This is a genomic window from Kitasatospora sp. NPDC088134 (assembly GCF_044741705.1).
GTDB lineage: Bacteria > Actinomycetota > Actinomycetes > Streptomycetales > Streptomycetaceae > Kitasatospora.
Genome location: NZ_JBIUTD010000024.1, coordinates 79,651 through 92,991, shown reverse-complemented (window position 1 = coordinate 92,991; position 13,341 = coordinate 79,651). Strand labels below are relative to the sequence as shown.

General features: G+C 72.8%; 12 protein-coding genes. 9 read left to right on the top strand and 3 right to left on the bottom strand.

Translation table 11 applies throughout. The annotated features are described in order from the left end of the window. Positions 1-378 precede the first annotated feature (378 nt). Entirely contained in the window at positions 379-1,551 is a 1,173-nt protein-coding gene (locus tag ACIOHG_RS29255; protein WP_400954901.1) for a magnesium and cobalt transport protein CorA, read from the top strand. Positions 1,552-1,563: 12 nt separating this feature from the next. Here ACIOHG_RS29255 and ACIOHG_RS29250 read toward each other — a convergent pair whose 3' ends face one another. Beyond that, positions 1,564-1,806 (bottom strand): hypothetical protein, encoded by a 243-nt coding sequence (locus tag ACIOHG_RS29250; RefSeq protein ID WP_400954899.1) that lies wholly within the window; start codon positions 1,804-1,806, stop codon positions 1,564-1,566. Positions 1,807-2,169: 363 nt separating this feature from the next. Between ACIOHG_RS29250 and ACIOHG_RS29245 the strand changes: the two genes are divergently transcribed. Then, positions 2,170-3,042 (top strand): acyl-CoA thioester hydrolase/BAAT C-terminal domain-containing protein, encoded by an 873-nt coding sequence (locus ACIOHG_RS29245; protein ID WP_400954897.1) that lies wholly within the window; start codon positions 2,170-2,172, stop codon positions 3,040-3,042. A gap of 7 nt (positions 3,043-3,049) precedes the next feature. On the opposite strand, the gene ACIOHG_RS29240 is transcribed toward ACIOHG_RS29245, so the two are convergent. Further along, complete coding sequence (locus ACIOHG_RS29240; protein WP_400954895.1) at positions 3,050-4,129, bottom strand: NAD-dependent epimerase/dehydratase family protein; 1,080 nt, start codon at positions 4,127-4,129, stop codon at positions 3,050-3,052. A 140-nt stretch (positions 4,130-4,269) separates the two neighbouring features. Here ACIOHG_RS29240 and ACIOHG_RS29235 point away from each other — a divergent pair, with 140 nt between their 5' ends. Further along, positions 4,270-4,809, top strand: a complete 540-nt coding sequence (locus tag ACIOHG_RS29235; RefSeq protein ID WP_400954892.1) for a DUF4231 domain-containing protein — start codon at positions 4,270-4,272, stop codon at positions 4,807-4,809. A 121-nt stretch (positions 4,810-4,930) separates the two neighbouring features. Further along, positions 4,931-5,341, top strand: a complete 411-nt coding sequence (locus tag ACIOHG_RS29230) for a hypothetical protein (protein ID WP_400954890.1) — start codon at positions 4,931-4,933, stop codon at positions 5,339-5,341. Positions 5,342-5,380: 39 nt separating this feature from the next. On the opposite strand, the gene tsaD is transcribed toward ACIOHG_RS29230, so the two are convergent. After that, positions 5,381-6,445: a tRNA (adenosine(37)-N6)-threonylcarbamoyltransferase complex transferase subunit TsaD gene (gene tsaD, locus ACIOHG_RS29225; RefSeq protein ID WP_400954888.1), complete on the bottom strand. Its 1,065-nt coding sequence runs from the start codon at positions 6,443-6,445 to the stop codon at positions 5,381-5,383. 292 nt (positions 6,446-6,737) lie between these two features. Here tsaD and ACIOHG_RS29220 point away from each other — a divergent pair, with 292 nt between their 5' ends. The 5 genes from ACIOHG_RS29220 (at position 6,738) to ACIOHG_RS29200 (ending at position 12,831) form a co-directional block, all read left to right on the top strand. Continuing rightward, positions 6,738-6,947 (top strand): heavy-metal-associated domain-containing protein, encoded by a 210-nt coding sequence (locus tag ACIOHG_RS29220; RefSeq protein ID WP_400954887.1) that lies wholly within the window; start codon positions 6,738-6,740, stop codon positions 6,945-6,947. 151 nt (positions 6,948-7,098) lie between these two features. Continuing rightward, positions 7,099-7,581 (top strand): DUF6882 domain-containing protein, encoded by a 483-nt coding sequence (locus tag ACIOHG_RS29215; protein ID WP_400954885.1) that lies wholly within the window; start codon positions 7,099-7,101, stop codon positions 7,579-7,581. Positions 7,582-7,691: 110 nt separating this feature from the next. Continuing rightward, complete coding sequence (locus ACIOHG_RS29210) at positions 7,692-8,027, top strand: hypothetical protein (RefSeq protein ID WP_400954884.1); 336 nt, start codon at positions 7,692-7,694, stop codon at positions 8,025-8,027. Between the two features lie 540 nt (positions 8,028-8,567). Further along, complete coding sequence (locus ACIOHG_RS29205) at positions 8,568-10,967, top strand: phosphatidylinositol-specific phospholipase C domain-containing protein (protein WP_400954883.1); 2,400 nt, start codon at positions 8,568-8,570, stop codon at positions 10,965-10,967. A 523-nt stretch (positions 10,968-11,490) separates the two neighbouring features. After that, positions 11,491-12,831: a GH1 family beta-glucosidase gene (locus ACIOHG_RS29200; protein WP_400954882.1), complete on the top strand. Its 1,341-nt coding sequence runs from the start codon at positions 11,491-11,493 to the stop codon at positions 12,829-12,831. Positions 12,832-13,341: the final 510 nt, after the last annotated feature.

The following is a 13,341-nucleotide window of genomic DNA, read 5'->3' as shown; positions in this document are numbered from 1 at the left end:
CGGTCGGTGCGTGCTCTCGGCGTGCCGGCCGGAAGCCCTCGTACTGGGTGTACTCGGGTTTTCGGCCGGTGCGGCGAGAGGGCGTGCCGGGCGTCGCGACGGGCGAAGGTTGCCTGACGCGGCACTAGACTGGGGCGTGGTCATCGACGCGCCGGGCGCGTCCGGAGCGCGAGGAGGTGGGAGCGGTGGAGCGCAGTAGCCCGGGTCGAAGTCGGCCCCGCACCGGGAAGTCCCCCCGTCCTTCCGGCCCCCGGCGCCCCCGCCCGCGCACCGTCCGCTGAACCTCCGCGTTCCCCGGGCCCGCGCGCCGCACGCGGCCGCCGCCGGGCCCCGCGGCCCGCCCACCGGGCCGCCCCCGAACCCGCGAGAGGTACCGCCGTGTCCGACTGGCGTGTGCGCGCCGTGCGCGCGAGCAAGCGACCCTTCACCCGGGCCACCGCCCGGCCCGCCGACCACGGCTCGGCGCCCGAGCACTCCATGGACCCGCGCTCCGACCAGCACCCCGACGACGGCCCCGGGCACTCGGTGGAGCACTCCGTCGTCGACGCCGCCGTCTACCGCGACGGCCACCGGATCGACAGCCCCGCCACCCTCGCCGAGATCCACCGCGAACTCCCCGACAAGCCCGGCACCATGGCCTGGATCGGCCTCTACCGCCCCGCCGAGGCCCAACTCGTCGAAGCCGCCGAGAAGTTCGACCTGCACGAACTCGCCCTGGAAGACGCCATCGTCGCCCATCAGCGCCCCAAGCTGGAGCGCTACGGCGACACCCTCTTCGTCGTGCTGCGCGCCGCCCGCTACCTCGACGACGTCGAGGAGGTCGACTTCGGCGAGATCCACCTCTTCGTCGGCCCCGACTTCGTCCTGACGGTCCGCCACTCCCAGTCCCCGGACCTCTCCGCCGTCCGCAGCCGCCTCGAAGCCGACCCCGAACTCCTCGCCCTCGGCCCCGAAGCCGTCCTCTACGCCGTCCTCGACGCGGTCGTCGACGGCTACGCCCCCGTCATCGCCGGCCTCCAGCACGACATCGACGAGATCGAGACCGAGGTCTTCGGCGGCGACCCCCAGGTCTCCCGCCGTATCTACGAACTCTCCCGCGAGGTCATCGAGTTCCAGCGTGCCACCGGCCCGCTGCTGGAGATCATGCGCGCCCTGGAGTCCGGTTTCCAGAAGTACGGCACCGACGAGGAACTCCAGCGCTACCTGCGCGACGTCGCCGACCACGCCACCTACGCCGCCGAACGCGTCGACGGCTTCCGCCAGATGCTCCAGAACATCCTCACCGTCAACGCCACCCTGGTCTCCCAGCGCCAGAACGAGGAGATGAAGCAACTCGCCGAGGCCGGCCACGCCCAGAACGACGAGATCAAGAAGATCTCCTCCTGGGCCGCCATTCTCTTCGCCCCCACCCTCATCGGCACCGTCTACGGCATGAACTTCGAAGAGATGCCCGAACTCCACTGGGCCTTCGGCTACCCCTTCGCCATCGGCCTGATGGGCGTGGTCTGCGTCAGCCTCTACCTCATCTTCAAGCGCCGCAACTGGCTGTAGCGCAAAGGGCGTTCACTCCGTCCAGGCGGGGGAGTACTGGACGTGCAGCAGGCCCGGGGGGAAGGGGCCGCGGGTGGTGGGGAAGGTGCGGGGGGCGGTGCCGATCTCGGCGCACTCGTGGCCGATGGTGCGGTGGGTGCGGCGGTGGTGGTCGGCCGGGCCCTCGGCGCTGAGGGCGGCGAGCCGGCGGGCAGCGGTTGGGCGCGCAGTGGCAGGTGGAGCAGCGAGTGCGGGGAGCGCGCCGCCAGCGCCCACATGGCCAGCAGCCGGTCCAGGCCGGCGCGGTCCGCGTACAGCGTCAGCCAGTGGTTCTCGTCGCGCAGTGCGAGCCGCCCCGGCCCCGGCGCGGCGCGCAGGACGCGGTACTCCCGGGCGCCCTCGCGCACCCGGTGCACGGTGATCTGCTGCTTCATGCGCCGGACCCTAGCCGTCGGGCGGCGGCCGGTCATCCGGATTCCGGCCGGGTCCGGTGGAACGCGACGGAGCGCGATGGAACGCGACGGGACATGGCGGAACGCGACGTAGCGGGACAGGGTGCGGCGGCGGATGGGGTGCATGACAGGTCCGCCGACCGCGCGGATAGCCTCTGGGCGAGGGCGTGCCGTGAGAGGAGACACCGTGGTGGTCGTGGAGCACGAGCTGACGGAACCCTGGGAAGGCGTTCTGCTGGAGCCGGCGCCGGGGACGGCCACCGGGGCGGGCGTCCTGGTGCTGTCCGGGTCGAGCGGCCGGATCGAACGCGTACGGGCCCGGCTGCTCGCCGAACAGGGCCTGCTCGCCCTCGCCGTCCGCTGGTTCGGCGGCCCCGGCCAGCCGCCCGGCATCTGCGAGGTGCCGCTGGAGACCTTCGTCGCGGCTGTCGACCTGCTGCGCGAGCGCGGCGCGGGCCGGATCGGCATCCTCGGCGCTTCCAAGGGCGCCGAGGCCGCGCTGCTCACCGCCGTCCGCGACCCCCGGGTCGACGCGGTGGTCGGGCTCTCGCCGACCTCGCTGGTCTGGTGTAACCTCGGCCCCGGCCACGACGGCCGCGAACGCCCCTACCGCTCCTGCTGGACCTGGCGGGGCGAGCCCGTCCCCTTCGTCCCGATGGACGAGACCTGGTTCGCCGAACTCCCCGACACCGAAGGGCCGGTGGCGGTGCGCGGCTCCTACGGGCGCAGCGAGCGCACCTTCGTCGACCGGCTGGACGCGGCCGCGATCCCGGTCGAACGGGCCGCCGCCGACCTGCTGTTGGTGGCGGGCGGAGACGACGCGATGTGGTCCTCGCTGCGCTACGCCGAGGAGTTGGCCGCCCGCCGCCGGGCCGCCGGCCGGCCCGTCCGGGTGATCGCCCGCCACGACGCCGGCCACCGGCTGCGCTTCCCCGGCGAGGGCCCCGCCGCGCCGTCGGAGGTCTACGACTACGGCGGCACGGCGCACGGCGACGCGCTGCTCGGCGAGGCCGCCTGGGGGCCGGTGGTCGACCTGCTGACGGGTCGCCGCTCCGACTGACGCCACGTCAGGAGCATTGCTGCGACGGCCGGTCGGCGAGGCGGGAGGGTCGGACCTCGGCCCAGCGCAGCGAGTCCCGGATGCCGTCGGCCAGGGTGAGTTCGGGCTCCCAGCCCAGCAGGGTGCGGGCCCGGTCGCTACGGGTCCTGGCCCCCGCGACGTCGCCCGGGCGGCGGGGCGCCGGGACGGCCGTCACCGGTCGGTCGACCAAGGCGTTGAAGGCGTGCACGAGTTCGGTGACGGTGGTCCCCGTCGCGGTGCCGAGATTGACGGCGAGGGAGGTGGCGGGAGGAGCGGCGGGGGAGGCCGACGGCTCGGTGCCCGGGGCTCCGGCGGGCGGCAGGATGCGGTCGAAGCGGTTCAGCGCGGCGACGTGCGCCCGGGCGAGGTCCCAGACGTGGACGTAGTCGCGGAGTCCGGAACCGTCCCTGGTCGGGTAGTCGGTGCCGGTCACCAGGAACGGCTCGCCCCGCTCCCAGGACTGGACCAGTCTGCCCAACGCGTGGGTGGGACGGGCCAGTTGCAGCCCGGTGCGGAGCGCCGGGTCGGCCCCGATCGGGTTGAAGTAGCGCAGCGAGAGCACCCGCAGCGGCCCGGCGGCGGCGACGTCCGCGAGGAGCTGCTCGCAGATCGCCTTGGTGCGGGCGTACGGACTCCGCGGGTCGAACGGGCTGTCCTCGTCCACGGTGAGGTCCGCGCCGGGCCGGTAGACCGAGGCGGACGAACTGAACAGCAGCCGACGGCAGTTGTGGCGCAGCAGGTGGCTGACCAGCTCCGCGGTGCCGGTGACGTTGACCCGGTAGTACGCGAGCGGATCGGCGACGGAGTCCGGGACGACCGCGAGGGCCGCGCAGTGGACGGTGGCGGCGATGTCCGGATGGTCGGCGAACACCCGGTCGAGCAGGGCGCCGTCGGCGATGTCGCCCCGGTAGAAGATCCGCCCCTCGGCGAACTCGGCACGGCCGGTGACGGTGTTGTCGAGGACGACCGGGGTGATCCCCGCGTCCAGGCAGGCGGAGGCGACGGTGGAGCCGATGAAGCCGGCGCCGCCGGTGATCAGGACCTTCGCTGTTGGCGCTGTGCGCACTGGCCAATCAATCATAATCAAACATTAGGCATCAGAATCAAACGAGCGCAAGGGGGCTGCCCCGAACTCCGGGCCCCCGGGGTGTGGGACGCTACGGCCGAAAGCCACCGGAAAGACCTCCGGGGGCACGAGGGTTGGGGATGGTGGGGGTGTCGGTGGAGCCGGTGGGGCGGACGGTGTCGGAGGCTTCGGCTTCGGGCGGGCAGATGGAGGTGGGGCTGGCCCCGGTGGAGGCCGCGGAGCGCCTGCTCGGGAAGATCCGCTCCGGTGCCGCGTACGCGCGGGCCCGCAAGGAGCGCTTCCGCCGCTCGTCCTCGCTCCTGCGGGTGCTCACGCTCGCGCTCTCCGCCGCCTCGACGATCATCCTCGGTCTCCAGGACCTCGACTTCTGGGCCGGACTGGGCTTCGCCCTGGTCGCCGTGGTGACCCTGCTCGGCGCGGTCGAGTCCTTCTTCAACTGGCGTTCGCGCTGGGTGCTGATGGAGGAGACCCAGTCCCGCTTCCGGCGCCTCGGCGACGACCTGGAGCAACTGGTCGCCACCACCTCCGCCGCCGAGCTCAGCCACGAGCACCTGCGCCCCCTGTACGAGGAGTACCGCCGCACCTGGTCGGATCTCAGCGACCGCTGGCTCCAGGAGCGCCGCGCGGCAGGCCCGGCGGGCAGCAGTGCGGGGCAGTGAGCCCCACCCCTGCCGACCTGTTTGATTCTGTTCGATCTGGTGGGTCGAGGCGGGTCCGTCGGGCCGGTGGCCGGTCGTCGGTGTGGCAGGATGCCGTCCATGAGCTGCACTCGAAGGGGCCGTGCCGCGTAGGACGCCCGTCTCGCTCCGCCCGAAGGGACGCAACTTCGGCCTGCCATGGGTCCGTTGCCGCGACGTCCCGGGTCTCTCGGGCGCGGCCGACGCCGCCGTCCGGTTGCTCGAACGGGAGCGGCTGTGCCCCGGCCTGGTGGCGACGGCGCTGAGCGTGTGGTCGGTACGGGTCCACGGCACCGCTCGCCGATGGCGCCCCTGGGAGGCCGAGTTCACCTGCCCGTGCTGCGGCGAGGGCTGGGCCCGGGACACCCTCCGGGACGTGCTGGCCGCGCTCCCGTCGCGGGCCGCCGCCGAACTCCGCCGCCGGGTCGAGCACTTGGACGCGGTCCTGCTCCGGCGCACGTACCACGAGCCGTCGGCCGACCCGGCGGCGGAGTGGTGGCACCGCAGGAGCTGAGCGCGTCCACGGCGCCCGGGGTCGCTTCATGGCGAACCGTCAGGCTGCTTTCCGGGCAACCGGGTTGAGGGCTGCGGACTCCAGTGGGGCGGACGGGTCGACGGAGAGGTCGAGCGGGGCGGGCGCGGCGCCGGCGCGGACCAGGAGGTCGCCGATCGCGGCGATCATCGCGCCGTTGTCGGTGCACAGGCGCAGCGGCGGGACGCGCAGGGCGATCCCGGCGGCCGCGCAGCGCTGCTCGGTGAGTGCGCGGATGCGGGAGTTGGCGGCGACGCCGCCGACCACGACCAGGGTGCCGATGCCGTGGTCGGTGCAGGCGCGGACGGCCTTGCGGGTCAGGGTGTCGGCGATCGCCTCCTGGAGGGAGGCGGCGGCGTCCGGGACGTGCGGCGCGGTGCCGGCCGTGCGGTGCGCCTCGACCCAGCGGGCGGCGGCGGTCTTCAGTCCGGAGAAGGAGAAGGCGTAGGGAGCGTCGTTCGCCCCCGTGAGCGGGCGGGGCAGCCGGACCGCCGCCGGATCGCCGTCCCGGGCGGCCCGGTCGATCGCGGGCCCGCCCGGGTACGGCAGGCCCAGGACGCGCGCGGTCTTGTCGAAGCACTCGCCGGCCGCGTCGTCCAGGGTGTCGCCGAGGTGGACGATCGGGTCGCGGGCCAGGTCGCGCACCAGCAGCAGGGAGGTATGGCCGCCCGAGACGATCAGCACCACGCACGGGTTCGGCAGCGGCTCCCCGTCGAGGGCCGCCGCGGCGACGTGCCCCGCCAGGTGGTGCACGCCGTACAGCGGCACCTCCAAGGCGTACGCGTAACTCTTCGCCGCGGCCACCCCCACCTGCAGCGCCCCCGACAGGCCGGGCCCCGTCGTCACGGCGACCGCGCCGACGTCGGCGAGCCGCAGCCCCGCCCGGGACAGCGCTTCCCGCACCACCGGCGCCATCGCGTGGACGTGGGCCCGGGCCGCGATCTCCGGCACCACGCCGCCGAACCGGGCGTGCTCGTCCATGCTGGACGCCACCGCCGCACCGAGCAGCACGCCGTCCCGGACCAGCCCCGCCCCCGTCTCGTCGCACGACGACTCGATTCCCAGTACCACCGGTGACTTCGGCATCCCCGCGCCCGCCTTCCTTCTTGCTCCGTAGTTGCAGTTGCAATAATTGTGCAATAGGAGAGTGGGATGCTCAGGTCGGTCGGGCGGGGCGGGCGGTTCCCGACTCCATCCGATGGGGGCACTCGGCGGCGAGTCCGGCGTGCGCGCGCCACCGAGTGCGCTGGGGTGGACCCGGGCGGTCCGCGCCGCGAGCCGCTCCCGGTCCGATCCACCGACCGTCCGACTGGTCCGACGAGCCGACCGGTCCGATGGATCAATACGTCTGATGAACCGACATGTCCGAGGAGTCCCCATGACCAGCACCGCCGTCTTCGCCGTCGAGGGCATGAGCTGCGGCCACTGCGAGCGCACCGTCAGCGCCGGCCTGACCGCCCTCCCCGGCGTCACCGAGGTCACCGCCGACGCCAAGGCCGGTCGCGTCACCGTCGCCGGCGAGATCGACGAGGACCGCGTCCGCACCGCCGTCGTCGAGGCGGGCTTCGTTCTCACCGGCCGGCTCTGAACCCGGGCCGGGAGCTTCGGCCGGGGGCCGTCGGACGGGGACGTCGGGTGCGGCGGGACTGTCCGGCCCGGTCGGTGGGCGGTCCCGCCGTACCGGGCCATCGGGCCGGATGGGAGGATCGCGCCGACCGTCCCGGTGCGAGGAGAACGCCATGCACGACCGTCCGAAGCACGACCACTCCGGCTGGGAGGCGGTCGTCGCCGAGGCCCGCGAACGCGCCCGCGCCCGGCAGGCCCTCCTGGTCGAACGCTTCGGCCTGTCGGGCGACGTCCAGTACCAGTGGTCCATGGACGACGCCCGGATGACCTGGTCGCGCTCCGGCGAGGTGTTCCTCACCGCCCGCCTCACGATGATCGGCAGCGTCAGCCACTCCCGGCGGTCCTGGCTCTGGTCCTGGGCCAACGACTCCCTCCCGCCCGCTGTCCTGGGTGACATCGCGCAGGTCCGACGCTTCGGCGAGGACCACGGCCACCCCGTCCTCCCCTGGCCGGGCTTCCAGTACCACCCCGAACTCGTCGCCGAGGCCCGGACGGTCGCCGCCGCCGTCCTCGACGCCGACGGACTGTGGACGGAACCCGGCGATGACGTCGAACTCCACTTCCTGCTGCACGACTTGACGCCCGTCGCCGGCTGACCTCCCCGGCTCCGGCGGTCGGGCGCCGCCGGGGTGGTGAACGGTACCCAGGTACAGGTTTACCGTCGTAGCTGTCCCCGAGCGGGGACCGGACGACGGGAGTGATCGGGATGAGCGGCCTGGGGTGGATACCCGCCGCGTGCACGCTGCCGACCGAGGAGCGGCCACTGCGGACGGCGGAGTGGGACACCCTGTTCGCCGAGCGCGTGGCACGGGTGTGGCGGCCCCAATCGCTGCTCCTGCGCCTGGAGTTGCGCGGCGGGGACGGCACCGAGGAGCGGGTGCGCGACCCGGCGGAACGGGCGGGCGGGCGCTGCTCGTTCGTCGCCGTCGCCGTCGGGACCTGGTGGTACGGGCGGCGCCGCAGCCCCTGCCCCGCCCCCTTGGCGCGCCGTGGCGAGGCTCGGCCGGTTTTCGAGGGCGTTCGGGGGTGCTGGGGCCGATGACCTGCTCGCGGTCGGCGAGCAGGTGTTCCAGCAGGCCGACGGCTTGGCCGGTGAGGCCGGCCTCGGTCCAGGGGACGGTTGGGGTGTTGGGGCTGCCGAGGACAGCGGGGCGTGGTCGCCGTGCTGCCGCCGGTCGTGGTGGCGGTCGACCGGCCGGCGCGGATCACGGCCGCGTTCGTGGTGAACCGGCGGCGTCACGCTGCACGTGCTTCCGGCGGGAGTACTTCCACCTGCACCTCTTCCCGCCACAGCGGCTTCGCCGTGGCGAGGGGGCCGCGGCTCGTGGTGTGCGTCCTGGAACAGTCGGGAGGTTGCTACTCGCTCCTTCCCCGCCCCGCCGAGTGCGGGGCCCACTGCTTCCTCCCACCGATCGCGCAGTGCACGAGAGCTGCAGGAGAGGAACCCATCCCCATGCATACGTCACCGCGTCTCCCGCGGAGGCTCAGGTCGGCCGTCCGCCGGCTGACCGCCTTCGCCGGAACGCTGGCCTTGGTGGTCGCCGGCGGAGTGATCGCCGTCGCGCCCGCGAGCGCCAGTTCCATGAGCGATGCGTTCAGCAACTTGTCGGCCTCGGCACCCGACTGGATGAGCAAGGTGCCGGAGCAGACGTCACTGGCGCAGATATCGATCCCCGGCACGCACGAGACGCTCGCCATCCACGGCGGCTCCTACGTGCAGGCTCAGAACGACTACGGTGACAGCGCGCAGACGCTGGCCAAGCAGTTGAACGCCGGCATCCGCGCGATCGACGTGCGCGTGCGTGTCGTCGAGGGCAACAAGTTCGCCGTCCACCACGGCCTCTACTACCAGGTGGCCAATTTCGACGACGTGTTGCGCCAGGCCCAGACCTTCCTCAAGAACCACCCCACCGAGACCGTCATGCTGCGGTTGAAGGCGGAGTGCACCGAGCAGGCCGGCAGCTGCACCGACGACACCACGCACCTCGTGGCAGCGCCCTGCAGCCTGGAGCGGCCGACGGGCTGCTACGACAGCGCGCCCACGCCCGTCGACAACAGCTGCGTCCACAACTGGGTCCCCGACGACCTCGGCGCCGACGGGTACGCCGACAACGGCGCGAGGACCGAGACGAGGCACCTGGCCATCCTCTGCGGCTACCTGCACGATCCGCAGTACCAGGGCCTGTTCTACAACCAGGACTCCCAGGTGAGCATCGCCTCCGGCACCCCCGCGAAGCTGTCCTCCGTGACGCGGAAAGCCTTCGACACCCCCACGCTGAAGGACGCGAAGGGGCACATCGTTCTGACCGATTACCGGGGGCCCTTCGGCGGCGACTACGGCATCGGGCTCACGGGCTTCGCCGTCAACGCCCCCGCTCCTTGCGCCTCCGCCACGGGAGGGAACGAAAGCTCCTGCCTCGAGGACAACTGGAACAACCCGACCCTCAGCGACAAGGTGGCCTCCGTCAAGGCCAACCTGTGGCGGGCAGCCCGACCGGACGCAGAGCTCGCGGGCAACTCCAAGGCGCTGTACACCACTTACACGTCCGCTGCCGGAACATTCCTGGTCGGGACGACTCCCTTCACCTACGCGGGGGGCGGGGACGGCCCGCCGGGCGATCCCGGCGTCAACACCCAGCTCGCCCAGTACCTGGAAGGGCCCGACGAAGCCGCCGGCGCCCGGCTGGGCCTGGTGATGATGGACTTCCCCGGGTGGGCGCTCATCGACGACATCATCAACCACAACCCCAGCGTTGACGGGCAGCCCCCGGTGGGCGTGCCGGCGACGCCGACCACGCCGCCCGTCGTCATCGGCGGTGTGCCTTTCGCCGGCGCCCCGGAGTACTCCCTGCAGAACGCCTACGACTTCCTCAAGCGCGACATGGACGCCTACGGCTGCAACGACGAGCTGCGGGTGCCGCAGAGCTACCAGGGCGGCCACTTCACCGACCCCTCGTTCGGCCCGGACGGCTACCAGGCGTCCTTCACCTACGACAACGCCCTGGTCATCATGGCGCTGCTGCAGCGCGGCACGAGCAGCGACGTCTCCTACGCCACCGTGCTGGGCAAGACCCTGCGCTACGCGCAGGAGCACGACCCGGAGATCGCCGACGGCCGACTGCGCGCCTCCTACGAGCCGAACCCCTTCGTCACCAGGAGCGGCGCGCCGTACGTCGGCGGCTACTCCGTCTACACCGGGAACATGGCCTGGGCCGGCATGGCCTTCGCCCACCTGTACAAGGCCACCGGCAACGGGGACTTCCTCGACGGCGCGAAGAAGATCGGCGACTGGATCCAGACGCACGCCGCCGACTCCCGCGGCGCCGGCGGTTACACCGGCGGCCTGCGCTACGGTGACGATCCGGCGGCCGGCGGCACGCCGCTGCTGTGGAAGGCCACCGAGCACAACATCGACACCGGCGCGTTCTTCACCATGCTCGGCTCCGTCAGCGGCGACCCGGTCTGGTCGAGCCGCGCCGCGGACGCCTTCCACTTCGTGGCCTCGATGAAAGCCGCCGACGGACACCTGTGGACGGGTACCGGCACGGACGGCGTCAGCCTCAACCAGGACTTCGTCCCCGAGGACGTGCAGGCCTGGAGCTACCTGGCCACACTCGACCCCGCCTACAGCCCGTCCGTGGACTGGGCAGCGGCCCACACGGCCGCCACGGACGGGGAGTTCACCGGCGTCAGCTTCAGCCCCGTCGACACCTCCAAGGTCTGGTTCGAAGGCACCGCCCACATGCTGGCCGCCTACCACGCCCGCCACGCGGACGGGGACGCGGCCAAGGCGAACGTCCTGCTGGACACGCTGCTCAAGGCGCAGGCGGACGCCCCGCACAGCAACGGCAGGGGCATCGACGCCGCCTCCAGGGACGGCCTGATCACCGGTGACGGCGACACCTACTACGCCGCCCTCCACACCGGCGCCACCGCCTGGTACCTCATCGCCGCCCAGGGAGGGAACCCCTTCCGCCTGTAACCCTTCCGCCGGTGAACTCCGGCCGGGGGCGGCAGGGCCGGCCGACGGACAACTGCGGGGCTCCGACCTGTTCCCGGTCGGAGCCCCGCCGACGGCGTATCCGCGCGGCTGCCCGCCTCGCGGGTCCCGGGCCGGTCCCCCTCGGAACGGGGTGCCCTCCGGGAGGACCGCGGCGATCCGGGCCGCTTGGCCCTGCTTCTCCTGCCGGTGGTCCGGGGGGCGGGGCCTCGGTTCTCGCGCAGCACCTCCGGCTGCCGGTCGTCGGCCGGCCTCTCGGGGCGGGAGACCCGGGCGGTGAAGCGGGCGAGCTGCTGGGCGCGGGTCACGTCCTCGTTGATCAGGCAGGCCGCCCCGCGGACCCGCCCGTGGCCGTCCGCCTCCGTCACGGCAGCGTGCTGTTGGGGGCGCTCCGCCCGGGGCGGTCGGTGATTGGTGGGCCGGGGGCTCTGGTCGGCGGCCGGTGGATCTCTCTAACATGAGCACTCCTCGCGTTTGCGGGGTTCGTGCCATGGAAGGGACTCCCATGACGGACCGTCACGATCTGCCCGCCGGCTTCCGGTGGGGCGCGTCCACCGCCGCGTACCAGGTCGAAGGGGCGGTGGACGCGGACGGGCGGGGGCGCTCGATCTGGGACACCTTCTGCGAGCGGCCGGGGGCGGTGAAGAACGGCGAGAGCGGGCGCGTCGCCTGCGACCACTACCACCGGTGGGGCGAGGACGTGGAGTTGATGCGCGGACTGGGCCTGGACGGGTACCGGTTCTCGATCGCCTGGACCCGTGTGCAGCCGACCGGGCGGGGCCCGGCGAACGCCGCCGGACTGGACTTCTACGACCGGCTGGTGGACGGGCTGCTCGCCGCCGGGATCACCCCGCTGCCCACCCTCTTCCACTGGGACCTGCCGCAGGCGCTGGAGGACGAGGGCGGCTGGATGCAACGGGAAACCGCTTTCCGGTTCGCCGAGTACGCGGGCGTCGTCGCCGACCGCCTGGGCGACCGGGTACCGGCTTGGATCACCCTCAACGAACCGTTCGTGCACATGGTGTACGGGTACGCGCTCGGCATCCACGCCCCGGGCCGCACCCTGATGCTGGACGCGCTGCCCGCCGCCCACCACCAACTGCTCGGACACGGCCTGGCCGCCGCCGAACTGCGCGGCCGCGGGCTCGACGTCCTGATCGCCAACAACCTGACACCCGTCCGGGCGGCGAGCGACGCCCCTGCGGACCGGGCCGCCGCCGAGGCCTATGACGCCCTGCACAACCGGCTGTTCACCGACCCGCTGCTGCTGGGCCGCTACCCCGACCTGTCCGCGTACGGGGTCGGACCCGACCTGCACGGCGCCGTCCGGGACGGCGACCTCGCCCTGATCTCCGGCCCGAACCTGGCCGGACTCGGCGTCAACTACTACAACCCGACCCGGATCGCCGCCCCCACCGACCCGGGCCTCCCGTTCGCCGAAGCCCCCATCGACGGCGTCCCGCGCACCCACTTCGGCTGGCCCGTCGTCCCGGCCGGCCTGTACGAACTCCTCCTGACCCTCCGGGAGCGCTACGGCGACACCCTCCCCCCGATCACCGTCACCGAGAACGGCTGCTCCACCGACGGCGCCCTCGACGACACCTTCCGCACCGACTACCTGGCCGGCCACCTCGACGCCCTCGCCCGCGCCACCGCCCACGGCGTCGACGTCCGCGGTTACTACACCTGGTCCCTCCTCGACAACTTCGAATGGGCCGAGGGCTACAGCCAGCGCTTCGGCCTGGTCCACGTCGACTTCGACACCCAGCAGCGCACCCCCAGGGCCTCCTACACCTGGTACCGCGACCTGATCGCCGCCCACCGGGCGAAGTCCGCACCACGGTGACAGGGCCGAGCCAGAGGTTCAGTGGACCCTCATCCAGCAGACGGAGCACCCCCCCCCGCGAGCGCGGGGCCGAGCTACCCGGGGGCGTCCACGAGCCCTCAATGGGGAGCAACCCCCGCGAGCGCGGGGCCGAGACGGTACCGCCCTGCTGCTGTGCGGCAGGGCAGGAGCAACCCCCGCGCTCGCGGGGTTGCTTCCCATCCGTGGTTCGCCTGGCCTCCCAGTTCTACTTGGCCACGCGCATCGGTTTCGCCGAGAAGGCCTACGCTGACTTCGCCACCCAGCAGCGCACCCCCAGGGCCTTCTACGCCTGGTACAGCTACCTGATTGCCGCCCACCGGGCCTACGAGCCGAGTAGGTGGGCTTCATGACGGACGTGGCACTCGTTGTAGACCGATTGTGGTGACGGGAATGCCGTCGAGTGCTCCTCTCCCAGGTGCGGTCGCCGTTGGTACCGGGCGCTGCGGGAGGAGTTCGACCCGAGTCTGCCGGGAGGGGAACCGGATCGTC